Origin of the sequence: Thermoactinomyces daqus (genome assembly GCF_000763315.1) — a bacterium.
GTDB lineage: Bacteria > Bacillota > Bacilli > Thermoactinomycetales > Thermoactinomycetaceae > Thermoactinomyces_A > Thermoactinomyces_A daqus.
On the sequence record NZ_JPST01000003.1, the window covers coordinates 127,866 to 151,188 of the forward strand.

The 23,323-nt window shown below is 49.6% G+C and carries 22 protein-coding genes and 1 tRNA gene; 1 reads left to right on the forward strand and 22 read right to left on the reverse strand.

The window, feature by feature from the left end; all coding sequences use genetic code 11:
• Nucleotides 1-22 precede the first annotated feature (22 nt).
• From yihA to JG50_RS0101145, 16 genes are all read right to left on the reverse strand, one after another.
• Nucleotides 23-622 (reverse strand): ribosome biogenesis GTP-binding protein YihA/YsxC, encoded by a 600-nt coding sequence (gene yihA / locus JG50_RS0101075; protein WP_033099244.1) that lies wholly within the window; start codon nucleotides 620-622, stop codon nucleotides 23-25.
• Nucleotides 603-2,948 (reverse strand): endopeptidase La, encoded by a 2,346-nt coding sequence (gene lon / locus JG50_RS0101080; protein WP_033099245.1) that lies wholly within the window; start codon nucleotides 2,946-2,948, stop codon nucleotides 603-605. The genes yihA and lon overlap by 20 nt, the downstream gene beginning before the upstream one ends.
• Nucleotides 2,949-3,104: 156 nt before the next feature.
• Nucleotides 3,105-4,802 (reverse strand): ATP-dependent protease LonB, encoded by a 1,698-nt coding sequence (gene lonB, locus JG50_RS0101085; protein ID WP_033099246.1) that lies wholly within the window; start codon nucleotides 4,800-4,802, stop codon nucleotides 3,105-3,107.
• A gap of 112 nt (nucleotides 4,803-4,914) precedes the next feature.
• Entirely contained in the window at nucleotides 4,915-6,051 is a 1,137-nt protein-coding gene (locus JG50_RS0101090) for a lipid II:glycine glycyltransferase FemX (RefSeq protein ID WP_033099247.1), read from the reverse strand.
• Between the two features lie 151 nt (nucleotides 6,052-6,202).
• Nucleotides 6,203-7,468, reverse strand: coding sequence for an ATP-dependent protease ATP-binding subunit ClpX (clpX, locus tag JG50_RS0101095; RefSeq protein WP_033099248.1), 1,266 nt, complete (start codon nucleotides 7,466-7,468; stop codon nucleotides 6,203-6,205).
• Nucleotides 7,469-7,473: 5 nt separating this feature from the next.
• A complete protein-coding gene (gene clpP, locus JG50_RS0101100; protein WP_033099249.1) occupies nucleotides 7,474-8,064 on the reverse strand; it encodes an ATP-dependent Clp endopeptidase proteolytic subunit ClpP in 591 nt (196 codons plus the stop codon).
• 83 nt (nucleotides 8,065-8,147) lie between these two features.
• The gene (tig, locus tag JG50_RS0101105) at nucleotides 8,148-9,440 is read right to left on the reverse strand and encodes a trigger factor (RefSeq protein ID WP_033099250.1); all 1,293 of its coding nucleotides are present in this window, start codon (nucleotides 9,438-9,440) and stop codon (nucleotides 8,148-8,150) included.
• A 237-nt stretch (nucleotides 9,441-9,677) separates the two neighbouring features.
• Nucleotides 9,678-9,968, reverse strand: a complete 291-nt coding sequence (locus tag JG50_RS18535) for an EamA family transporter (protein ID WP_052153867.1) — start codon at nucleotides 9,966-9,968, stop codon at nucleotides 9,678-9,680.
• Nucleotides 9,934-10,536 (reverse strand): DMT family transporter, encoded by a 603-nt coding sequence (locus JG50_RS17955; protein ID WP_160173777.1) that lies wholly within the window; start codon nucleotides 10,534-10,536, stop codon nucleotides 9,934-9,936. The genes JG50_RS18535 and JG50_RS17955 overlap by 35 nt, the downstream gene beginning before the upstream one ends.
• 185 nt (nucleotides 10,537-10,721) lie before the next feature.
• Nucleotides 10,722-10,798: transfer RNA gene (locus JG50_RS0101115), tRNA-Arg, on the reverse strand.
• A gap of 169 nt (nucleotides 10,799-10,967) precedes the next feature.
• Nucleotides 10,968-11,471 carry a metallophosphoesterase family protein gene (locus JG50_RS0101120; RefSeq protein ID WP_033099251.1) on the reverse strand — a complete coding sequence of 168 codons (504 nt, stop codon included), beginning with the start codon at nucleotides 11,469-11,471 and terminating at the stop codon, nucleotides 10,968-10,970.
• Nucleotides 11,472-11,499: 28 nt separating this feature from the next.
• Complete coding sequence (locus JG50_RS0101125) at nucleotides 11,500-12,123, reverse strand: XTP/dITP diphosphatase (RefSeq protein WP_033099367.1); 624 nt, start codon at nucleotides 12,121-12,123, stop codon at nucleotides 11,500-11,502.
• Between the two features lie 80 nt (nucleotides 12,124-12,203).
• Nucleotides 12,204-12,974, reverse strand: a complete 771-nt coding sequence (gene rph, locus JG50_RS0101130) for a ribonuclease PH (RefSeq protein WP_033099252.1) — start codon at nucleotides 12,972-12,974, stop codon at nucleotides 12,204-12,206.
• A gap of 176 nt (nucleotides 12,975-13,150) precedes the next feature.
• Complete coding sequence (locus JG50_RS0101135; RefSeq protein ID WP_033099253.1) at nucleotides 13,151-14,185, reverse strand: GerMN domain-containing protein; 1,035 nt, start codon at nucleotides 14,183-14,185, stop codon at nucleotides 13,151-13,153.
• Nucleotides 14,186-14,285: 100 nt separating this feature from the next.
• Entirely contained in the window at nucleotides 14,286-15,107 is an 822-nt protein-coding gene (racE, locus tag JG50_RS0101140; protein ID WP_033099368.1) for a glutamate racemase, read from the reverse strand.
• A 148-nt stretch (nucleotides 15,108-15,255) separates the two neighbouring features.
• Nucleotides 15,256-15,705: a MarR family winged helix-turn-helix transcriptional regulator gene (locus JG50_RS0101145; protein WP_033099254.1), complete on the reverse strand. Its 450-nt coding sequence runs from the start codon at nucleotides 15,703-15,705 to the stop codon at nucleotides 15,256-15,258.
• 248 nt (nucleotides 15,706-15,953) lie between these two features.
• On the opposite strand from JG50_RS0101145, the gene speE reads away from it, so the two are divergent.
• Nucleotides 15,954-16,802 (forward strand): polyamine aminopropyltransferase, encoded by an 849-nt coding sequence (gene speE / locus JG50_RS0101150; protein ID WP_033099255.1) that lies wholly within the window; start codon nucleotides 15,954-15,956, stop codon nucleotides 16,800-16,802.
• A 55-nt stretch (nucleotides 16,803-16,857) separates the two neighbouring features.
• Here the strand turns inward: speE and JG50_RS0101155 are convergent, their stop codons facing one another.
• From JG50_RS0101155 to JG50_RS0101180, 6 genes are all read right to left on the reverse strand, one after another.
• Nucleotides 16,858-17,766: a hypothetical protein gene (locus JG50_RS0101155; RefSeq protein ID WP_033099256.1), complete on the reverse strand. Its 909-nt coding sequence runs from the start codon at nucleotides 17,764-17,766 to the stop codon at nucleotides 16,858-16,860.
• A gap of 544 nt (nucleotides 17,767-18,310) precedes the next feature.
• Nucleotides 18,311-19,900, reverse strand: a complete 1,590-nt coding sequence (locus JG50_RS0101160) for an MDR family MFS transporter (RefSeq protein ID WP_033099369.1) — start codon at nucleotides 19,898-19,900, stop codon at nucleotides 18,311-18,313.
• Complete coding sequence (locus JG50_RS0101165; RefSeq protein WP_033099257.1) at nucleotides 19,890-20,360, reverse strand: MarR family winged helix-turn-helix transcriptional regulator; 471 nt, start codon at nucleotides 20,358-20,360, stop codon at nucleotides 19,890-19,892. The genes JG50_RS0101160 and JG50_RS0101165 overlap by 11 nt, the downstream gene beginning before the upstream one ends.
• A 188-nt stretch (nucleotides 20,361-20,548) precedes the next feature.
• Entirely contained in the window at nucleotides 20,549-21,697 is a 1,149-nt protein-coding gene (dgoD, locus tag JG50_RS0101170) for a galactonate dehydratase (protein ID WP_033099258.1), read from the reverse strand.
• Nucleotides 21,698-21,722: 25 nt separating this feature from the next.
• The gene (locus tag JG50_RS0101175) at nucleotides 21,723-22,358 is read right to left on the reverse strand and encodes a bifunctional 4-hydroxy-2-oxoglutarate aldolase/2-dehydro-3-deoxy-phosphogluconate aldolase (protein WP_033099259.1); all 636 of its coding nucleotides are present in this window, start codon (nucleotides 22,356-22,358) and stop codon (nucleotides 21,723-21,725) included.
• 10 nt (nucleotides 22,359-22,368) lie between these two features.
• On the reverse strand, nucleotides 22,369-23,319 hold the full coding sequence (locus tag JG50_RS0101180; protein ID WP_033099260.1) for a sugar kinase: 951 nt from the start codon (nucleotides 23,317-23,319) through the stop codon (nucleotides 22,369-22,371).
• Nucleotides 23,320-23,323: the final 4 nt, after the last annotated feature.

The window sequence follows — 23,323 nt, forward strand, 5'->3', positions numbered from 1 at the left end:
TCCTGTGCACAGCATCCTGTTATCATGAGCCTTCGCTGTTTCCTGTGCATTTCTCTATTTCTTTCCATAACTGTTCTTTACCATATGCAGTTTCGGATGAAAACAGAAGCAACGGGTCGCCCTGATGCAACTCCAGTCCTTCTCTCACTGCTTTTAAATGCTTTTGCCATTTTCCTCTGGAAATTTTATCTGCTTTGGTGGCCACAACGATAACCGGAATGCCAAAATGCTTCAAATATTGATACATATTCTGATCATCTGCTGTCGGCGGATGACGCAAATCGACCACCTGAATCACGCCTTTTAAGGTTTCGCGCCCCGTCAGGTAGGTCTCCATCATTTTTCCCCACGACTGGCGAACGCTTTTCGGCACCCGGGCAAAGCCGTATCCCGGTACATCGGCAAAGTACAATTGATCATTAATGCGATAAAAATTGATCGTTTGCGTCTTTCCCGGTTTGGAACTGGTACGCGCCAGATTTTTTCGTTGGATCAAACAATTGATCAACGAAGATTTTCCCACATTGGAACGCCCGGCCAGAGCGATTTCCGGCAGGGCGTCTTCGGGATATTGCGCCGGTTTGACGGCGCTGATCACAAACTCAGCTTTTTTTACCAGCATAAGGATCCCTCACTAACGCCAACTTCAGCACTTCATCCATGTGACTGACCGTCGTGAATTTGAGGTCCTTGCGGACACTTTTTGGTATATCTTGCAGATCTTTTTCATTATCCTGCGGACAAATCACATGTTTGATGCCGGCGCGGTGAGCACTTAATGATTTTTCTTTTAAGCCGCCAATGGGGAGAACCCTTCCCCGCAGGGTAATCTCTCCCGTCATCGCCACATCGCGCGAAACGGGGATGCCCGTCAAAGCAGAGACCAATGCGGTAGCCATCGTGATGCCGGCGGAAGGGCCGTCTTTAGGAATCGCGCCTTCAGGGATATGGATATGAATATCATTTTTTTCATGGAATTCCGGGTCGATTCCGAGCTCTTCAGCTCTGCTCCGGATAAAGCTGAACGCCGCCTGTGCGGATTCCTTCATCACATCGCCCAGCTGACCGGTCAAAGTCAGCTTTCCTTTTCCCGGGAAAAGGGTCACCTCGACAGACAAGGTGTCACCTCCCGCTTCCGTCCAGGCCAATCCGGTAACCACACCGACCTGATCCGTTTCTTCCGCCCGGCCGTAGCGAAATTTTTCCGGTCCCAGGTAGGACTCGATATTTCGCGCTGTCACGACCACTTTCTTCTTCTCGCCAGCGACGATGTGCTTCGCTGCTTTGCGGCAAAGCGTTCCGATGGCCCGTTCGAGATTGCGGACACCGGCTTCTCTCGTATAGTTACGGATCAGTTTTAATACGGCGCCGGACTGGATTTGCAACTGTTCTTTGGATAAACCATGTTCCTCCAGTTGTTTCGGAAGCAAGTATTTTTTCGCGATCTCTTCCTTTTCGATTTCGGTATAGCCGGAGATATACAGCACCTCCATCCGGTCCAGCAGCGGACGGGGGATGTTATGAATCGCATTGGCCGTCGTAATAAACATCACTTTGGATAGATCAAACGGAATTTCGATATAATGATCGCTAAATGTATGGTTTTGATTGGGATCGAGCACTTCCAAAAGGGCTGCCGAAGGATCTCCGCGAAAATCCATCGACATTTTGTCGATTTCATCGAGCAAAAAAACGGGGTTGCTGCTTCCTGCCTGTTTCATTCCCTGAATGATCCGGCCCGGCATTGCACCGACATAGGTACGGCGATGCCCCCGAATCTCCGCTTCATCGCGCACTCCTCCGAGAGAAATGCGAACGAAATTCCTGTTCAGCGCCCGGGCAATCGACCGGGCCAGCGAGGTTTTTCCCACACCGGGAGGTCCGGCCAGACAGAGAATCGGCCCCTTCAATTTTTTCACCATCTGTTGAACCGCCAAATACTCCAATACCCGCTCTTTTACCTTTTCCAGACCGTAATGATCTTCGTCCAGGATTCTTTCCGCCTTGTCCAGGCTCAGATCATCCACTGTCTCTTTTTGCCAGGGCAAATCCAGCAACCAATCGATATAATTGCGAACCACACCGCCTTCTGCTGAGTTGGTCGGAATTTTTTCCAGGCGGTCGATTTCCTTTTCGATCTTCTCTTTTACTGAGTCGTCTGCTTTCAATTCGGCCAGTTTCTCGCGAAGTTCCTCCACTTCGCCGGTGCGTCCTTCTTTTTCTCCGAGTTCCTTTTGAATGGCCTTCATCTGTTCACGCAAGTAATACTCTTTTTGCGTTTTTTCCATCTGTTTTTTGACACGGGAACTGATTTTTTTCTCCAGTTCCAGCACTTCTTTTTCGTTGTGGATGATGGAAAGAAGCTTTTCCAACCTGGCCTGGATGTTCGTCTCCTCCAGAATCGTCTGCTTATCGGCAATCTTGAGAGGAAGATGGGAAGTGATCACATCAGCCAGGCGGCCGGGTTCCTCGATATCGACGACAACGGAATAGATCTCCGGCGAGAGCTTTTTGGACAAACGAAGGTATTGTTCAAAATGGTCCAATACCGCGCGCATCAGCGCTTTGATATCCTGTCCGCCCTCATCCTCACCTTCAAGCTCGAGGTAGCGAACAATGTAACACTCATCATCGCCGACAAATTCTTCGATACGCGCCCGCTTTAAGCCTTCGACGAGCACGCGAATCGTTCCGTTGGGAAGTTTAAGCATTTGGCGAACTTTTGCAACCGTTCCTATTTGATATATATCTTCTGGGGTTGGCTCTTCTATATGAACTTCTTTTTGCGTCGCGAGCAATATGAGATTATGATCGTCCACCATCGCCTTTTCCAAAGCCCGAACCGAACGTTCCCTTCCTACATCCAAATGCAATACCATAGTAGGGAAAACGATAAGTCCCCGTAACGGGAGTAAAGGCAATGTACGTTCCTCTTCTTTTACAGCCATATATGCACCTCCGTTGCTGTCAACAAGGAACTGATTGCAGCTTTGTTCGATTTTATCCTATTCGTTTTCTTTTGTCTATGACATCCTGCTCATGCCGGATTCCCTCAAGATCGGCAGGGAAACAGGGCAAAAGGTGACTCCGTCATCAGTTCCTTTTTATACAGGCGCAGACGTAGGAGTAAACAGGCTTGATGTTTCTCCCATACTCTCTTCCTCACCCGCGTCTGTCACTTCTGTCTCCTCTTTCTGAACGCAAGCCAACTTCAATACCGACTCAATGCGTTCGACAGGAATCACTTCAATCCCTTCCATCTTCTTAAAGATGGCCTGCATATTTTCCGCCGGGATCAGCACCCGTTTCGCCCCGGCTTGTTTGGCCGCTTCCACCTTGGCAATAATTCCGCCGACCGGTTTCACATATCCGTGAATGCTGAGTTCACCGGTCATCGCTAATTGATTGTCAACGGGGACTCCTTTGATCGCGGAATAAATCGCGGTCGCCATGGTAATCCCCGCAGACGGCCCGTCCAATGGGATTCCACCCGGAAAATTGATATGCAAATGATAATCTTCCGGACGTACGCCTGTGGTCCGCAACACAGTGATCACATTTTCCACCGACCCGCGAGCCATGCTTTTGCGACGCAATGTCCGCTGCTGGCTGGACATTTCCTCTTCTTCCACAACACCCGTGATTCGAATCGTTCCTTTCCCGGGAGATGCGGGAGAAGCTGAAACCTCAATTTCCAAAACCGTGCCCAGATGCGGGCCGTACACGGCCAGTCCCGTTGCCAGCCCCACTTGGGCGGTCGGAGGCATTTTTTGATTTGGACGGGGGTTCAGCTGGCTGCTGTTCACCACCCATTCCACATCATCCGCTTCCACCCGCGAACGGTTTTCCGACATGGCAAGTCCCACTGAGGTTTGCACAATGTTCACCGCATCCCGGCCATTCATCGCATATTTGGTGATAACGGAAATCGCTTCGGGTGTATAACCAAACCGGATGCGCTCGAGCGCCTGGGTGGCGATTTTTTCGATTTCCGTCGCCAGAAGCGGCCGGAAAAATATTTCCATGCAACGGGAACGAATCGCCGGCGGAATTTCTTCCGGTGTGCGGGTTGTCGCCCCGATCAGGCGGAAATCGGCCGGCAATCCGTTTTGAAAAATATCATGGATGTGGGTGGGGGTATTACTGTCTTCCGAACTGTAATACGCGCTTTCCAAAAACACTTTCCGGTCTTCCAACACTTTGAGCAGCTTGTTCATCTGAATGGGATGCAGCTCCCCGATTTCGTCAATAAACAGAATGCCGCCATGCGCTTTGGTTACGGCTCCGGGTTTGGGCTGGGGAATACCGGCCATCCCCATCGCCCCCGCTCCCTGGTAAATCGGATCGTGCACGGAACCGATCAGGGGATCGGCGATGCCCCGTTCATCGAACCTGGCGGTGGTGGCATCGATCTCAATAAATTTGGAGTCGCTGTTAAACGGCGATACGCTGCTTTTTTTCGCCTCCTCCAAGATCACCCGGGCGGCCGCTGTCTTTCCCACTCCCGGCGGGCCGTAAATCAATACATGCTGGGGATTCGGGCCGCACAGTGCTGCTTTTAAGGCGCGAATTCCTTCCTCCTGTCCGATGATCTCGTCCACTTTTGCCGGACGTGTCTTTTCGGCAAGAGGCTCAGACAAAGAAATCTGGCGCATGGACTTTAACTTTTCCATTTCTTTGCGTGCTTCTTTATCCAATGCACTTCGATTGGTTTGTTGGCTTTTTAAGAGGTTCCAAAAATAAATGCCGATAATGATGGAAAAGAAAACCTGTAAAAACATGAGTAATGCAGTCCAACTCATCTAGCCCATCCCTTTCCTGTTCCTGCAAAGTCCAATACTTTATCTTGTATTATGACCGTCAGGAAAGGGGGATAATCATCCGTTCGGGCCAAGCCAAAATGAACCAGCGGCTTTATCTTTTTTTCATATACATATCAAAAGCCCAATACAACATCGGAATAACCGGATAATCCCATTCTCCGACCAATTCACAAGCTTCCCCGCCGAAACCCAACTTGAAATGCAATAATTCAAACAAGGGGTTATTTTCATCCAAAACGGTGCTGATTCCACGGAAATCAAAGAGGCGATCCCCCTGCTGATAAGCATCCTGAATCATCTTCCAGCGCAGATAAACACTGGCCGGATCCGCGAGCGATTCGCCGTGACGGGCATTATAGAGGTCCCAAGTGTGCCCGTTTACCCTGACCGCGAGGGAGGCACTCAAGATTCTCTCACCCAAGCGGGCCAAGTACAGGCGCACGCGGTAAGGATTCTCCATAATCAGGGTTTCAAACATTCTTTCGAAATAGGAAAGACCCCGCACCTGAGATTTTTCCCGCTCTGCTGTGATTCGCAGCAAATGGTGAAATTGCGGCAAATCCTCTTCGGTTCCCAGGTAAACATGAATTCCTTCCTGTTCCGCTTGATGAATCTTGTTTTGCCATGCGGGATAAAATCCGGAATAGACTTGTTCCAAGGATTTTCCCCTCATGTTTAAACGAAAGACAAATTGCGGCTGAACCGTATCAAAACTGTCCTGTCCTTCATTTTTTCTCCAGCCGAGTTCGGCCAATTCCTGCTGTACATATTCCACATCATTAAAGATCTGATCAGGTCGAATATCGGTCAATTTTCGGTTTTTTAATCCATGTGACTGAAACTCCTGAATCGCTTGCATGATCGTTTGGCTGGACCACTTCTTTCGCACGAGCGGCGGGTCCATCTTCACAGTAAAAACATGGCGCTGTTTTAAATGGCTGAGAAGAGGCTCAAACCATTCGCTCAATTTGCGATTGGAGAACCAATCGATCATCGGTCCCCGCGGTATGTATGCCAAATATTTGTTTAATCCCGGCACTTTCCGATAAAGGACAAGCGCTCCGCCAACCATCTGTCCGTCCCCGGTAAACCATCCCAACAACTCGCTGGCCCATTTCCATTCTGCCTTCAAATCGGCCCATGAGGGATATTGCAGAAAGTTTCTATAAGGCTCTGTCTCCACAAAATTTAAATAATGGTCTCGATCAATAACCGATACTTGTAGCATGCAAAATTCCACCTCTTTGTTAACCGAAAGAGCAGCTCTGCCGCTTTGCCGGAGAACTGCTCATGATTTGACCTGAAACCACTACATTTTAACATACCATGAACGAAAGAAAAAAGCATCCGCCCAATCCCGGCAGATGCCAACAATTTCGTTACGCCGTCTCTTCTTTTTTGCTGTTGATGACGCGGCCTTCCTTTGTCATCAATTTGGGCGGCACACCATGCAAGACGGTATCTTTGGTAATTTGGCACTGAAGAACATCTTCGCGGGAAGGAAGCTCAAACATGACATCAAGCATAATGGTCTCGATGATGGCCCGCAATCCGCGCGCACCTGTTTTCCTTTTGATCGCTTCCTGAGCGATTGCTTCCAGCGCTTCCGTCTCAAATTTCAACTCGACGTTGTCCATTTCGAGAAGTTTTTGGTACTGTTTCACAAGCGCGTTTTTCGGTTCGGTCAAAATGCGAACCAACGCCGTCTCATCAAGCGGTTCCAGTGCGGAGATCACCGGCAGCCGTCCGACGAACTCCGGAATCAAACCGAACTTCAGCAAGTCTTCAGGCAATACCAATTTCAAGAATTCGCCCGGTTTCATGTTGACGCTCTGATGATCCATGCCAAAGCCGATTACCTTTTTGCCGATCCGGCGCTTGATGATCGTTTCCAGACCATCAAATGCTCCGCCACAGATAAACAAAATGTTGCTGGTGTCGATTTGGATAAATTCCTGATGCGGATGTTTGCGCCCGCCTTGCGGGGGAACGCTGGCCACCGTGCCTTCCAGAATTTTGAGCAGAGCCTGTTGAACTCCTTCGCCGGAAACGTCACGGGTGATTGACGGATTCTCCGACTTGCGGGCCACTTTGTCAATCTCGTCGATGTAGATGATCCCGCGCTCCGCTTTTTCGATGTCATAGTCGGCAGCTTGGATCAGCTTGAGCAGGATATTCTCCACATCTTCACCGACATAACCCGCTTCGGTAAGCGAAGTGGCATCGGCAATCGCAAACGGAACATTCAAGATGCGGGCAAGGGTTTGCGCCAACAGAGTTTTCCCGCTCCCCGTCGGACCGACCATCAGGATGTTGCTTTTGGAAAGTTCCACATCATCGGCCTTCTGAGAAGAGTTAATCCGTTTGTAATGATTGTAAACGGCTACGGAAAGCGCCTTTTTGGCCTTATCCTGCCCGATCACATACTGATCGAGAATGTTGCAGATTTCTTGTGGCTTGGGCAGATTTTGCAGATCGATTTCCTCTTCGTTGCCCAATTCTTCCTCCACGATCTCATTGCACAGTTCAATACATTCATCGCAGATATATACACCCGGACCGGCGACCAATTTTCTCACCTGGTCCTGAGATTTTCCGCAAAACGAGCATTTTAGTTGTCCTCTTTCTTCGTTAAATTTGAACAACTCTCTCACCCCTTTCCACTGGTCGTCATCACCTTGTCGACAATCCCGTACTCCTTTGCTTGCTGTGCGGTCATGAAGAAATCGCGATCGGTATCCCGGGCGATCTTTTCCAGTGGTTGTCCTGTGCGCTCCGCCAAAATACGGTTGATCTGATCTTTGGTCCGCAAAATCCAGTCAGCGTGGATTTTTATGTCCGATGCCTGCCCGCGCGCACCACCCAGCGGCTGGTGAATCATCACTTCGCTGTTGGGCAGGGCAAAACGTTTCCCTTTCGTACCGGCGGCGAGAAGAAAAGCGCCCATGCTGGCGGCAAGCCCGACACAAATGGTGGAAACATCGGGGCCGATATGGTTCATCGTGTCAAAAATCGCCATTCCAGCCGTTACAGATCCGCCGGGAGAATTTATGTACAAATGAATGTCTTTCTCTGGGTCTTCCGCACTCAAAAAGAGCATTTGCGCAACTACCAAATTGGCAATGTTGTCGTCAATCGGGCCTCCCAGAAAGATGATCCGGTCTTTCAGCAAACGGGAATAGATATCATATGCCCGTTCTCCACGGTTCGTTTGTTCCACGACCATTGGCACCAAAGGCATCGAAAACACCTCATTTCGGAGCTTCTTATTTTAAAAACAAGGCACGTTTTTCACGTGCCCCGTTTTTTGCTCTCCTATAACCATTATGCCTTATTTTTACTGTTAGATACAAGTAGATCGATCGTTTTCTTCACGCGAAGTTGTTCTTTCACGGAATCAATGACGCCTTGTTGTTCGACGAGTTTGCGAACCTCTTCCAACTCGCGACCCATTTGCTCGGCCATCGTTTTGATTTCCTGTTCGATCTCATCTTCCGTCACTTCGATTTTTTCAGCTGCGGCAATCGCTTCCAGCACGAGGTTGGCACGAACCCGTTTTTCAGCATCTTCCTTGAACTGTTCTTTTAAGGCATCCTGATCCTGTCCGGTGAATTGGGCGTACATTTCCAGATTGAGACCTTGGTACATCAAACGTTGCTCAAAGTCGCGAAGCATATGCTCCACTTCATGGTCAATCATCACTTGCGGAATCTCGATTTCGGCATTTTTGGCCGCCAATTCCACGAGTTCGTTGCGAATGTAATTTTCTTTCTCTTGTTGCGCTTTTTCGTTCAGGTTTTTCTCGATATCGGCTTTCAATTCTGCCAATGTATCAAATTCGCTTACATCCTGTGCGAATTCATCATCCAGTTCCGGAAGGTTAAGGCGTTTGATCTCATGCAGTTTCACTTTGAATACCGCCGGTTTGCCGGCCAGTTCTTTGGCGTGGTAATCTTCCGGGAATGTTACTTCCACATCTTTTTCTTCACCGGGCTTCATGCCGATCAGCTGATCTTCGAAACCGGGGATAAACGTGCCGGAACCCACTTCGAGCGTGTATTTTTCCGCTTTTCCGCCTTCAAAAGCTTCTCCGTCAACAAAGCCTTCGAAATCGATGATCACCCGGTCGCCTTTTTCCACCGCACCGTCTTCAATCGCTTCAAGCTGGCCTTGCTGTTTTTGCATGCGTTCCAGTTCGGCATCCACATCTTCCGGTTTTACGGAGAAGTCTTTTTCTTCGACTTCCAATCCTTTGTATTCACCCAGTTTGACTTCGGGTTTTACCGTAACGGTCGCCTTGAAAATCAAAGATTTCCCTTTTTCCAATTGCTCAATGTCGATTTCCGGACGATCCACCGGCTCGATTCCCGTTTCTTTTACCGCAGCTTCATAAGCTTCCGGGAGCAGGATGTCGAGCGCATCCTGGTAAAGAGCTTCCACACCGAAACGCTTTTCGAAAATGGGACGGGGAACTTTTCCTTTCCGGAATCCTGGCACACTTACTTTTTTCACTACTTTTTTAAATGCCTGATCCAATGCTTCCGCAACTGTTTTTTCATCGGTTTCTACAGTCAAAACACCCTGATTTTTTTCAGTTTTTTCCCAACTTGCCTTCATCAACGGTAACCTCCTGCGTCAATCTATAAATTAAGATGAATCAGTCCGATTCTAAGCTATTCCCGCAATAACCCTTTCATTATAACACAGCGATAACACTTTGCAAGAAAGAGCCCTGCCACAGGAAAAAATCCCGCCCGGGGGACCATGCTTCACTCACTATGTATGAAAGCAACTGCTTCTATGTTAAACCATGCACACCCAGGTGTAAAGCACCAACAACTCCCAAAATCAGATTTATCCCCAGACCCCGAGCATGATCACTCCCAGGGTAATCATGGCCGACCCTGCCATCCACCGCAAACCATGCCGTTCACGGAGAACGAGGATCCCGAGAACCGTGCCGAAAACCGTGCCGATTTCTCTCATCGGGGCCAGTTGTGCCACCTCCGCCAGGGACAAGGCAAACAAAAACAGGAGATATCCTCCCGGAGCCAAGATTCCTCCCAGCAAAATCGTCTTCCGGTTGAAAACCCATTCCTTTTTCAGTTCGTCAGGTCTGATGATCACCGGGGACAGCGCAAGCATATTCCCGACATTCGTCGCCATTATTTAAAAATACAGGTGAAAGATAAGTTAAAGTCAGCTTGTCGACAATGATGTAAGCAGCAATGCAGACACCGACTCCCAAAGACAGCAATATGGCCTTCAGCGGATGATCCGAATTCTTTTTCCCTCCTCTGCCACCGAGGAACATGATCCCAAACAGAATAAACCCCAAACCGATCCAGCTCCCGGCAGAGAGGCTTTCATGCAAAAAAAGAGTACCGATGACGGGGACCAATAAAGGGCTTGTTCCTCTCATAACAGGGTAAGCCAGGGACAAATCCCCGATGGTATAGGTTTTTGCCAGCAATACGACATACAGCCCGTGCAATAACATGGACATCAAAAGAAAGAGATACGCCGTCTTCTGGTCCGGCAAACCGCCGTTGTCCAAAATCGCCCATGGAAAAAAGAGAACGATCGCCACCCACTGACAGTACCACAGAAAAGCATTCTTATTGATACTCTTTTTCGCAAAGAGATTCCACAGAGAATGGACCAAACCGGAACCAAGCACCAACATCGCGGCAATCACCGCCACACGATTCACCCTCATTCAATTTGATTTTATTTTCGGACTATTAAAAATATAACGTTTGCCCAAATCAGCTGAAAGAATGCATCGCAGGCCAGTAACCCGGATCTTTTTGAGTGAAAACCCGGAATGACACCGGCACGAAAAAACGCCTCCCTTAACCGAATCGATCAAGACAGGCGTTTTTAAGCGACATGTTTTGGCGTCCCAGGAGAGATTCGAACTCCCGACCGACGGCTTAGAAGGCCGCTGCTCTATCCAGCTGAGCTACTGGGACACAACTTGTTGATTGCGACAGCAAAATTATCATATACCAAACCAATACATTTCGTCAAGACCCATTTTTTAATTTTTACAGGCAATCAAACCAGTTATTGCAAAAAATCGAAACGAAGTCATTACCGTGAGAGAGGCGGAGCAGGATTTGCCCTGCTCCTCGCTTTTATTCAGTCCAGACGTCCCTTAAAGCCGCGCTGGCGGGTCGGTGTGCCGTCCGTCTTGTAATAAGTGACAGTCAACAGATCTTTTTCTTTTGTGAGCACAGCATAGGTCGGAAAGGGAAAACCGCGCGGAAGGGTAATGCTTCCCGGGTTAATCAGCAATACGTCTCCCACCTTTTCGCAAAAGGGAAAGTGAGAATGACCAAAACAGGCGATCTGCGCTCCAAGCTCTTGTGCCCGGTAGCGAACAGGCAGCGGAGTGGTTTTCACCTGATAACGATGCCCGTGTGTCACAAAAAACGTGAGGCTGTCCCGCTTCCAGATCTGTTCCATGGGAACCTGTTCCCAATCGCAATTTCCACGAACCACGGTTAACGAGCAAGCGGGCAACTGTTTCTCGTCTGTGCAAAAATCGCCGCAATGGATCACATGATCCGCCTTGACGCGCTCCACAATCTGATTCAGCAATTTTCCTTTCCCGTGGGAGTCGCTGACAATGAGGACTTTCATCCGGACATCAACCTCCTGTCGGCAATGTTCATGAAAAAAGATAACGCTCTTTCAATAAGGCGATCAATTTTTCAGTCGCCCTGGCCCTGTGGCTGAATGCAAATTTCTCTTCATTTGTCAGTTCCGCCATCGTTTTCCCTTTTTCGGGGAAGTAAAACAGAGGATCATAACCGAAACCCCATTCTCCGCGCGGTTGGTCTGTGATTATTCCCCGGCATTCCCCGCGGACCACTTCGGTCTTTTCTCCCGGAATGGCCAGGGCCATCGCGCAGACATAAAACCCTTCTCTTCGCTCGGGCGGTATGGCTTGGATCTTGCCCAGGAGCTTGAGGTTGTTCTGTTCATCCGTCGCTCCCGGTCCGGAGTAACGTGCCGAGTAAACACCCGGCTCCCCTCCCAAGGCGGGAACGACCAGCCCGGAATCATCGGACACTACCGGAATATTTAACATTCGGGATATGGTCTCCGCTTTTTTGATCGCGTTTCCTTCAAACGTGTCGCAATCTTCCACAATCTCCGGCATATCAGGATAATCGGCCAAACCTTTAACCTCAAGCCCGAGATGTTTGGCAAACAGTTCGGCAAATTGTTTCAGCTTATTTTTATTTCCGGTGGCGATGGTAATGTGAGGATAAACCCAGCGTTTTTTCATGTTGTTTCCTCCCGCATCAAACATGGAAATGCCCATGAACGGGTTCGTCATGGGCAAGCGGCAGTTGCTGTACGCCATTTTTACGCTTTTTCCGAAGCCTCTTTTTTGACTTGGGCTGCTCCGACCAGCTCGGCATCTTCTCCCAAAATCTCTTTTTGCAGGCGGATCAGTTCCGACGTTCCTTTTTGGCCGAGGGAGAGCAATTCGGCAAGCTGCTCGGCGGAAAACGGCGTTTCTTCACCTGTTCCCTGAATTTCCACATACTGACCGGAGCCCGTCATCACGATATTCATATCGACAATCGCAGACGAATCTTCCTCATAGCACAAGTCGAGGCAGGCATGTTCCCCGATCACGCCGACGCTTGTAGCAGCCAAAAAGTCTTTGACCGGCAGGGATTTCAACGTCCCGTTTCTCACCAGCGGGGCAAGGGCCGAAACCATGGCGACAAAAGCGCCGGTGATCGAAGCAGTCCGCGTCCCTCCATCGGCTTGAATCACATCGCAATCCAGCCACAACGTCCGTTCGCCGAGTGCTTCCAGATCGACGACCGAACGAAGAGCGCGCCCGATTAAACGTTGAATCTCCATCGTGCGCCCGCTCAATTTCCCCTTGCTCGCTTCACGAATGGTCCGTGTTTGCGTCGCGCGGGGCAACATCGAATACTCGGCCGTGATCCAGCCCTTGCCGGAGTTTCGCAAAAACGGGGGAACCCGGTCTTCCAAAGTGGCAGTACAAATGACGCGCGTGTCCCCCACAGTTATGTAAACAGAACCTTCCGCTGTTTTAATAAAATCTTTTTCCATCGATACTTTTCTCAATTCATCATATGCGCGACCATCTACTCTCAATGATGTCACCCTCCTGTGCCAAGTCCCTTAAGTATAGCATACCCTTGGTTCAATTTCCGAATAAAGAAAAGAAAAAAGGATGATTACGTGATCATCCCGGAGTTGCCCGCAAACGAACCGTCAAGAGATGAATTGCATCCGTCCCTCAACACTTATCGTTTGCCGTTTTTTCTTTTTTAAAGTGACTGAGGGTTTACGAATTTCGGACGTGTGACCGGCTGATCAAGCAAATCTTTTTCACCGGCCGCCATGATGTTTTGCTTTCCGTTTACACTCAGTTTTACCTTTTTATAACCGGTATTTTCCGTTAATGAAAGAACAATGGTTTGCAGCGCGTCTTTAGAAGCCGACCGGTTCCCATATTCGAGCAATTGCTCGCCAAAATCGGCAAAGACCGTGTCCCCTTTTACCTGTATTTTGTTTACCTCGGTATCGGAGTCCAAAGCTCCGCTCAAATCGGCATCCTGCCGCGGTCCCTTGATCAGTTCTTTGATGGTGACCTCCGCTGCATTTGACGTCTCATTGACCATTCTTGTGACCGGGACGTAATAAACCTTGTTATCAGGGGTTTGGCCGAGGAAATAAAGGGTGACCGGCATGCTTCGATTCATCTCGGTTCCTTCCGCCACTTCCAGATTGATCCCCAGATTTTCCCTGGTCAATCCCTGGGCCGGTGTCTTTTTCTTCGGCATTACCGCGATGGGTTTGCCCTCGACCCAGATATTTACTTCTTTTACTTGCGGAAAACCGGTCAACGTCCAAGTAACCGCCTCCAACATTTTTTCTTCCTGACCGGGATCATAGTTTAAAAACTCTTTGGAAAAATCGACGGTCGCCGTTCCATCCTGGATATTTAATCCTTTCAGCTGTGTCCCCTTTGGCAGGATCGGGGAAAAACCGTCCGGGATCATCGATTCCCCGGCCCCTCCCTTGACCATGAGGCTCAAGGCATCCCGGGCGATCGCCCTCCCCTTCGATAAAGGAATATTTAAGGCATAAGGGACGACATAACCGGAATCAGATAAAAAATAGAGTTCGGTCTTGCTCGTTTCCTTCGGGCTTTCCGCTTGTTTTGCCGCAACGGGGTTCGCGTTTGCGGGCGGAGGGTCGATCGGCCTGGATGTGTGTTTTTCCGGTCCGAACGTGCAACCGGTAACGGCCAGCGGCAACAGCAACAAGACGACGGATGCGCGAAACATCTTGTTCAACATGCAAATCCCTCCAAGGACAAGTCATCTACTATCATGTATACGAGCATTGGAGGGATTTAGCACATCTTTTTTGTCATTCTCTTCCGGGTGTGTGATGGTATTACGGGTTGGCCACCGGTACCAGTTCCGCCGTTTCCACCGGAACCGGAAAACCGAACCAACCCGCGGCGATTTCAGCAAATGTCTCCGGCGACCCGGTGGTAAAAAAACGATGGGAAGGATGTTCCCTCTCCGACAACAACTGCTGATGGTGCAATATGGTGCTCAGCTCCGCGGCAGTCTCTTCCGCCGAACTGATGATTTCCACCTGATCCCCCATCACTTTGCCAATCGCATCGGTCAATAAGGGATAATGCGTACATCCCAAGATCAAGGTGTCAATCCCCGTTCCTTTGAGGGGCTTCAAAGATTCACCGACAATCTGTTCCGCCATTTCAGATTGGTGCAACCCGCTTTCCACCAGCGGAGCCAGGGTTGGACAGGCCAAACTGTGAACCTCCAAACCCGGGTGAATCCGTTTCAGGGTCTGTTCGTAAGCGCCGCTTTGAATCGTCCCCTGGGTTCCGATCACTCCGATTCGCCCCGTCTTGGTCGCTTTGATGGCCGCGCGCGCTCCCGGTTCGATCACCCCCAGCACGGGAAGGCTCACATGTTGTTTAACCATCCGCAATGCCGCGGCGGTCGCCGTATTGCAGGCGATTAAGATTGCTTTCAGCGGAAACTGCAGCAAAAATTGGATGATTTCCATGGTGAACTGGCGCACTTCGTCCTCCGAACGCGGGCCATAAGGACAACGCTTCGTATCCCCGAGGTAATAAACCGTTTCTCTGGGCAACTGGCGCATCACTTTCCGGGCCACGGTCAATCCGCCCACACCCGAATCCAGAATCCCGATTACCCGCCCCTCTGTCTCTCGGCTCATGGTTTCTCCCTCTCCACTTCTCATCAATTCCGGCCATCCTCTCTGTTTAAATGGCATCAACTTCAACATCATATCATATGTAAAAAAATCATCCATGCACTGGACAAAACGAAGACTCCCCTCTCCCAGTCAAGGAGAGGGGGGAAGATTAAGCTTTTTTCATTTCCTCATGCAGAATGGATAAATGTTTTTGAATTTCAAGCGCCTCGTCATCACTCAAATGCGACAAAATTTCAGACAGATACTGGCGGCGCGTTTCCAGCACCTCCTCGATGATCTTCCGCCCTTTGTCGAGGAGATGAATACGTACGACCCGGCGATCCCGGTCATCCCGCACCCGTTCCACCATGCCGTTTTTCTCCATCCGGTCGATCAAATCGGTCATGGTGCTGCACGCCAGAAACATCTTTTGGCTCAATTCACCGATCGTCAAGTCTCCTTCATCTTTCAGCCAAATCAACGCCGTGAATTGAGGAGGGGTGATGGGAAAATGATTCAGGATATCCCGGCCTTTTCTTTTGACAATTTGACTGATTTCACGCAAAAGGTATTCGATTTCACTCACAATCTCGGGTGATAAGGACTGATGTTTATTCATGAAGCTCTCCTTTAACCTTTACATTAAGAATCACGATGGGAAAAAATGAGTTCTTCCTCGACGACTGAGTCCTTCCTGCATAGACATCGCTACGTTACATTATAGCAAATCACGAGGCCGATAGAAAATAAACCCTTTTCAAAGAGGTGTTTCCGTTCATCTGATTTGTCAGCAGACTTTCTCTTTTGATAAAATGGTTTCTCGTAGCAGGGTACCACCCACTTCTATGTGATAAAGGAGGTCTCCACATGAACGAGATGCCGAAATTCTTGCAAAAGATCGGGCAAGACTGGTGGCTGGTTGAAGATGAACGGGAAAACATGAAAATCAGTTACCGGATCAAAGATATTATATTTGCAGCACCATCCGATTTCCAACACGTGATGATTCTGGACTCATACGATTTTGGACGAATGCTCGTCCTGGACGGTGTGGTTCAAACCACCTCGCTTGACGGTCATATTTACAATGAAATGATTACCCATGTACCGCTCTCCATTCATCCCGATCCCAAACGCGTACTGATCATCGGCGGCGGAGATTGCGGAGCGGCACATGAAGCGGCTAAATACAGCGGAGTGGAACGAATTGATATGGTCGAAATCGATGAAATGGTGGTCCGCGTCTGCAAAGAACACCTCCAGGACGTATCCGGAAATCTTTCCGATCCCCGTGTTCATTTTATCTACAACGACGGGATTGAATACATTAAACAACACAAAAACGCGTACGATGTGATTATCGTCGACTCGTCCGACCCAATCGGCCCGGCCAAGCAATTATTTGAGCGCAGCTTTTACGAAAATATCCGTGAAGCACTCAAGGAAGACGGACTCATGGTCTGCCAAAGCCAGTCCCCGCTCTTTCACCGCGAAGTGATGAAGCAGACCGTTCATCATATTGAAGAGCTTTTCCCGATCAGCAAAATCTACATCGCAACCGTGCCAACCTATCCCGGCGGTTTTTGGAGCTTTACCATCGGTTCAAAGAAATACAAGGATCTCGTCGTGAAGAACTTTGATAAAGAGACCAAGTACGTCAACGAATCGATTTTACGCTCCTGTTTTGACTTGCCGGAGTTTCTGCGCACAAAATAAACAATAATCCCCGGCGCCAACGAACCTGCCCGGGGATTTCGCCAATTTCGCCAACTTAACTCTTGCCGCTGGCTTTCAGCAATTTTCGCCATCCATTCACCCTGGCCAACTCCAGGACTTCCTGTTCGATCATCGGATGGCCGCAGCCGGCAAAATCGAGAAACACTTCTTCCAAATCAGGATAATCCTTTCGCGCAAACGGACAACTTAAATAATGCAAAAAGTCGATAAATAAAGGATAATCTCCACGCAACGCCTCTTTTTTCAAATCCTCCAGCCTCATTAACCGTCCGAATTGAAAGTGAGCCAAAGCAGCGAGACAGTCGACCGGCACATCTGTCGGGCATATGCAGGCAGGATTCGATTCAATATACAAATCATCCAAATAAGACTGTTTATTTTCCGTATACGGACAGGGAAGGTAGTTGATCACCACGTAAAACTTCCCTTTATTTTCCCCTGCCGGAACGCGGTAAAAAGAAAAGATGGATGCGGAGTATTTGGTATAAAATTGGGAAACTTCCCCGCCGCTCGCGGAAGCCATCGTAATGAGTTCCGGGTCTAAAAACGGATTAAACACCGATGAATTTTCCAATGAAACCATGGTCTCGTCATAATGGCCGGAGCCGACAAACAAGGAAAAAACTTTGGCCCGTTCTTCACGCAGCTCGGTCATTTTCCGTTTGTGGCGCATGGCGAAAACCCGTGTCATCACGTCCTGGTATACATGGGATTGTTTGAGGAGCAGGCCCGGCTTCACATAAAATTCGGAAAAAAGGAGAAGCTGCTCCAATCGTGCTTCAATCGGGATCGTCACAGGCCGGTAAAGATCAAACGAGGCATAAATCCAGTGTTCATCCAACGGCTTATAGGCAATGGTGATGTTTCCTCCCGCCACGAATCCATCGGCACGCGCAAAGGCAATCGTATCTGTTTCGCGATTGATAAAGCGCTCTATTTCCATATCCAACGTTCATCCAATAACCTAAATCCCGTTTTATGCCAGCGTACATCATGAATCCATTCCTGCAGCCACTTAGGTAATAAATTCATGGAAATCATCCTTTTCCACTATGTATTCGTTATAAATAATCGATTTTAACATTTGGCTATAAATCAGTTTATTTAGCAAAATTATAAATCACCGGAAGATTAAGCTGCTATGAAAAAGGAGGAAAAACAAAAAGTTGTGCTTTTTTCTTTTCAGCTTCGACACGACTTTGGAATAAACAGGAATTAGGTGAAATTCTCGACAGGATAAAGAAGAAAAAGAAAAACCGGACCATTTCCAAAAACATTCCAAATATTGATATCTAGATTCTCAATCGGAATTGTTTCCGGCTGTTTTGATTGCGTTGTGCAATTTGATGGTTTTGTTGATATTTATGCTTTTGGATTCGTAAAAACATCCTCTCCTTTGCCAAGTGGTAAAACTTTTGCACAGATGGCTAAACCGGACATGACAAAACGGCCCTGCCTTTTTCCACAGGCAGGGCCGTATTCGTTCCTCAAGCGACTTGTTCGTTTTTGATCTCTTTTTCGGAACGGTCACTCAGGCGAATCGGTTTCAAAAAGAGGGCAAACAGCCCACCGGCAAGAACCAGAACCAATCCCCAGACAAACGTGCTGTGCAGGGAATCCACCAGAGTGCTTCTCAGTACCGGCACCATGGATTCCGTTAAAAATGCGGGCAATTTTTTCAACGCATCCGGATTCAACAGCATCGAAAGCAGCGCATTCGGATCGTTCTCAATCATATCCTTAAATTTTCCCAGCACCGGTCCCAGCTGCGGAGGCATTTTTTGCATCGCAGGCAGCAACCGGTCTGTGAGCAACCCGCCGGCCCGTTGGATCATGACCGCATTGAGAACGGTAATCCCGATCGTTCCTCCGATCTGACGGAAGAACTGGCTGGATGAGGTCACCACTCCGAGCTCTTCCTTACTGAAACTCTCTTGCAAAGCCAGCGTCAGCGTCGGCATCACAAGCCCCAGTCCCAGACCGGAAACCAGCATCACTCCCGTTACATACAATTTTGTCGTATGCTGGTCAAAGAAGGTCATCATCACAAATCCGGCAGCCATAACGGCCATGCCGATGATCAACTGCGGTTTTACCCCGATTTTCAGCACAAGGCGTCCGCCGATAATGCTGGAGATAATCATGGTGATCATCATCGGAGTCATGATTGTTCCCGATGTGGTTGCACTGACACCGATCACCCCTTGCATGAAGAAGGGAATGAATGTGAGTGCGCCAAACATCCCCACTGCCATAAAGAAACCAACCGCATTCAGCAAGGTAAAGGTACGGTTTTTGAACAGATAGAGGGGGACGATCGGCTCCTCCGCTTTTCGCTCAACCAATACAAAAGTACCAAGCGCTACAACCGCCAGGACAAAGAGACCGATAATTTGCCACGAATCCCAGGCGTAGTTTTTTCCTCCGATGGACAAAGCCAGCAACAGGCTGACGATGCCCACGACCATCGTAAACATCCCCCAGATGTCAATCCGAACCGGACCGGAAACTTTTTTCCCTTTCAAGCCCATCCAGATAAACAGGACGGCCAGCAAACCCACCGGCAGATTAATGTAGAATACCCAGCGCCAGTTGAGCGAATCGACAATCCATCCGCCCACCTGAGGTCCGATCACAGAGGACAAACCGTACAGGGCACCGAAAACCCCCTGCCATTTGGCCCGCTCTTTTCCGGTAAACAAATCCCCGATAATAATCATCGCCATCGGCATCATAATACCGCCGCCGATTCCCTGCACGGCGCGGTAGATGATCAGACCGGTCATATCATTTGCAGTTCCGCAAAGCGCCGATCCGATGATAAAAATGACCAATCCTGTCACGTAGATGATTTTGCGCCCGATCAAATCGGCCAGTTTTCCGGCAATCGGGACAATCGTGGTCGAAGTAAGCAAGTAAGCGGTCGTCAGCCAGGCCATTTTATCAAGCCCGCCCAGTTCACCCACGATCCGGGGCATTGCCGTACCCACGATCGTACCATCCAACGCAGCAAACAACATGGCAATGATCAGGCCGGTGATCAAGGTCTTTCGTTTTTCCGTTTGCTTATGTTCCATCATCGTTCACATCCTTTCTTTCTCTTCCATATACGCTTTGTTCCAATTTCTCATAAAGCCGAATGAGCAAATCCAGTTCCTCTCGGCTGAAACAAGCCAGATAGTCGGCGGTTAACCGATCGCATTTCTGTTTCGCTTCCGCTAAAATGTCTTTACCTTCATCAGTCAGTTCAATTACGACCGCGCGCCTGTCAGACGGATCTTCTCTCCGGTTCACCCAGCCGGCCGAGACCAACCGGTCGATCATCAGGGTGATTGCGCTCGGTTTCACCTCCATGATGTTGGCAATATCGGTTACCCGGCAATGTTCCCGTTGACCGATAAATTGCATTATCATAAACTGAGGTTTGGTCAATCCGGTCTTGGATAACTGCTCTGCGACATCGGCTCCTATTTTCTTAAAGATCGATTGGAACAGCATTTGTAAACGGGTGATTGTTTCCTCATCGGATATTTTCATACTCACTCCCCCGATGCCGTTATTTAAGTGCATTAAATATTAGCACAGATAAATATTAATCACATAAATCAACTCTGTCAATCTCATTTTTAAATAAAATCATGCAAACAAAAAAACCTTATGGTTTTCCTCGCCATAAGGTTATGTTTCCCCGGATGGAACATGTTGTTTTGGTTTGCCCGAAAATTTTACCACTCGGCCACACTGCCATCATCGTGGCGCCAAACCGGATTTTTCCAATCATGTCCGGTTTCAGCCATTTTCCGCACTTGTTCCTCATTAATCTCAATGCCGAGTCCAGCCCCTGTCGGAATTTTGACATACCCGTTTTTATAGTCGAAAACAGATTGGTCAACAAGATAATCCAACAGGTCACTCCCTTGATTGTAGTGAATGCCCAGGCTTTGTTCCTGAATAAAAGCATTATGTGATGTTGCGTCCACTTGCAGACAAGCGGACAGTGCAATCGGGCCGAGCGGGCAATGGGGGGCAAGCGCCACATCGTATGCTTCGGCCATTGCGGCGATTTTTTTGCATTCAGTGATTCCGCCGGCATGGGAGAGATCCGGCTGGATGATGTCACAATAACCATTCGCCAGCACTGTTTTAAAATCCCAACGGGAAAACATCCGCTCGCCCGTGGCAATCGGGATCGAGGTAATGGCTGTGATCTCCCTCAATGCCTCATTGTTCTCTGGCAGAACCGGTTCCTCGATAAACATCGGATGAAACGGCTCCAGTTCCTTGGCCAAAAGCTTGGCCATCGGTTTGTGCACCCGACCGTGAAAATCGATCCCGATACCGATTTCGTTGCCCACCTCTTCACGAACCCCGGCCACCCGTTCAATCACTTGCTCCACCTTCGCGTATGAATCGATATAGTGCAATTCCTCGGTCGCGTTCATCTTGACGGCTGTAAAACCGCGCTCAACCACTTTCTTTGCAGCGCGGGCCACATCGGCAGGGCGGTCTCCGCCAATCCAGGAATAGACACGGATCGATTCCCGGCAGGCTCCGCCCATCAGTTCATGGATCGGAGCATTGTAAAACTTGCCTTTGATATCCCATAACGCTTGATCAATGCCGGCAATGGCACTCATGAGAATCGGGCCTCCGCGATAAAATCCGCCGCGGTACATCACGTTCCAATGATCCTCGATTTTCAGGGGATCCTTGCCGAGCAAATACCCCATAAGCTCGTCGACAGCCGCTTTGACGGTCCTGGCCCGCCCTTCGATCACGGGCTCTCCCCATCCGCTGATTCCCTCATCGGTTACAATTTTTAAAAAAAGCCAGCGCGGCGGAACCAAATACGTTTGATATCCGGTAATTCTCAAATTCCCACTCCTCCATCTCCCCGCTTTACCCTCTCGCGCTTCTTCCCTTTTCAACCAGACGAGCCGCTTTTTGCGTCAGTTCTTCCAAGTACTCCCGATCCACTTTTTGCGTCTTCCTCACCAAGGCGCCACCAATCCCCACAGCGATTGCACCGCTTTTGATGTAAGCAGACAGATTTTCTTCATTCACCCCGCCTGTCGGAATGACGGGAATTTGCGGCAGCGGATCACGCACTGCTTTGATGTATGCCGGTCCCAGCACATTGGCAGGGAAAATTTTGACGGCATCTGCCCCGTGTTCAAACGCGGTCAGCATTTCCGTCGGGGTGAAAACCCCGGGGATGCTGATGGCCCCGTAGCGTTTTGTCATGCGAATGGTTTCGAGGTTGAGGGACGGAGAAAAGATAAACCTGGCCCCCGCAGCAAGCGCCATCCGGGCCGACTCGGGATCCAACACTGTTCCGGCACCAATCAGCATTTCACCGGCAAACTTCTTCGCCGCCCGTTCGATCACTTCACATACGCCCGGCGTATCCATGGTAATTTCAATCGTGCGAATGCCGCCGTCCCGCAATGCCCCGATGATCAACTCAACATCCTGCGGTTGGTGGCCGCGCACAATGGCGATAATGCCGCTTTCCTCAATTTGCTTCAGAATCATATTCTCCCCCCTATCTCAGCACATCCTGACCGGATTGGTTCATGAACCGCATCAGCGTCTCCCGCAGTGGCAATCCCTCGAAATCCCCTCTTACCTCAACGGCCAGCGCCGCAACCGCACAAGCTCGGCGAACCGCCTCCGCGAGAGAAAGACCGTCCAATAAACCCGACAGCAAACCGGCAGCAAAGGCATCACCCGCCCCAACCGGATCGGCCACTTCTTTGACAGGAAAACCCTCAACATAACCGGAATTGGCCGCGGATGCGTAAAACGCACCTTTGGTCCCCAGTTTTACCACCACCAGCCCGGCTCCCCGTTCCAGCAAGCGGCTGGCCATCCGTTCCGGCCCGGATTCACCGGTCAGCAGGACGCCTTCTTCTATCCCCGGCAACACGATATCCGCCTGAGCCGCGATCTCTCCCAACGCGGCCTTCGCCTCTGCTTCTCCCCACAACTTGGAACGGTAATTGGGGTCAAACACGACCTTGACACCATGTTTTTTCGCCAGTTCAACCGCTTTTAACGCCATGGCCCGGCAACTCCCGCTCAGCGCCGGCGTGATGCCGGTCAGGTGCAGATATTTGGCTCCGGCGAGATAATCTTCGTTTAAAAACGATTCATCCATCTTGCTGGCTGCACTGTTGCTGCGGTAATAATAGACCCGCAACTCCCTTCTGTGCAGAGGTTCCTTCACCATCAGGCCCGTGGGTGCCGCCGGATGCTTTTTCACCTGTGTGGTATCCACCCCCTCGCCGCGCAGAAAGGAAAGGATCGCCTCCCCAAACTCATCCTGACCGACCTGGCTCATCCAGCCGACCCGGTGACCGAGCCGGGCCAACCCTACGGCCAGATTGCTTTCCGCGCCGGCAAAACTGAGCGAAAAATCCTTGGCATAACGGAGCAAACCGGTATTTTGGGGAGTGAACAAAACCATCGTCTCCCCAATCGTGACAACATCCACTGCA

Excerpts from the sequence above, each read along its gene's own strand:
- tig (WP_033099250.1), bottom strand. The coding sequence starts at position 9,440 with ATGAAGGCAAGTTGGGAAAAAACTGAAAAAAATCAGGGTGTTTTGACT.
- JG50_RS0101165 (WP_033099257.1), bottom strand. The coding sequence starts at position 20,360 with ATGAAAATATCCGATGAGGAAACAATCACCCGTTTACAAATGCTGTTC.
- JG50_RS0101175 (WP_033099259.1), bottom strand. The coding sequence starts at position 22,358 with ATGATTCTGAAGCAAATTGAGGAAAGCGGCATTATCGCCATTGTGCGC.
- JG50_RS18535 (WP_052153867.1), bottom strand. The coding sequence starts at position 9,968 with ATGCTTGCGCTGTCCCCGGTGATCATCAGACCTGACGAACTGAAAAAG.
- lonB (WP_033099246.1), bottom strand. The coding sequence starts at position 4,802 with ATGAGTTGGACTGCATTACTCATGTTTTTACAGGTTTTCTTTTCCATC.
- JG50_RS0101135 (WP_033099253.1), bottom strand. The coding sequence starts at position 14,185 with ATGTTGAACAAGATGTTTCGCGCATCCGTCGTCTTGTTGCTGTTGCCG.
- lon (WP_033099245.1), bottom strand. The coding sequence starts at position 2,948 with ATGGCTGTAAAAGAAGAGGAACGTACATTGCCTTTACTCCCGTTACGG.
- racE (WP_033099368.1), bottom strand. The coding sequence starts at position 15,107 with ATGAGCCGAGAGACAGAGGGGCGGGTAATCGGGATTCTGGATTCGGGT.
- JG50_RS0101145 (WP_033099254.1), bottom strand. The coding sequence starts at position 15,705 with ATGAATAAACATCAGTCCTTATCACCCGAGATTGTGAGTGAAATCGAA.
- yihA (WP_033099244.1), bottom strand. The coding sequence starts at position 622 with ATGCTGGTAAAAAAAGCTGAGTTTGTGATCAGCGCCGTCAAACCGGCG.
- JG50_RS0101090 (WP_033099247.1), bottom strand. The coding sequence starts at position 6,051 with ATGCTACAAGTATCGGTTATTGATCGAGACCATTATTTAAATTTTGTG.
- speE (WP_033099255.1), top strand. The coding sequence starts at position 15,954 with ATGAACGAGATGCCGAAATTCTTGCAAAAGATCGGGCAAGACTGGTGG.
- JG50_RS0101160 (WP_033099369.1), bottom strand. The coding sequence starts at position 19,900 with ATGGAACATAAGCAAACGGAAAAACGAAAGACCTTGATCACCGGCCTG.
- JG50_RS0101155 (WP_033099256.1), bottom strand. The coding sequence starts at position 17,766 with ATGGAAATAGAGCGCTTTATCAATCGCGAAACAGATACGATTGCCTTT.
- JG50_RS0101125 (WP_033099367.1), bottom strand. The coding sequence starts at position 12,123 with ATGAAAAAACGCTGGGTTTATCCTCACATTACCATCGCCACCGGAAAT.
- clpP (WP_033099249.1), bottom strand. The coding sequence starts at position 8,064 with ATGCCTTTGGTGCCAATGGTCGTGGAACAAACGAACCGTGGAGAACGG.
- JG50_RS0101120 (WP_033099251.1), bottom strand. The coding sequence starts at position 11,471 with ATGAAAGTCCTCATTGTCAGCGACTCCCACGGGAAAGGAAAATTGCTG.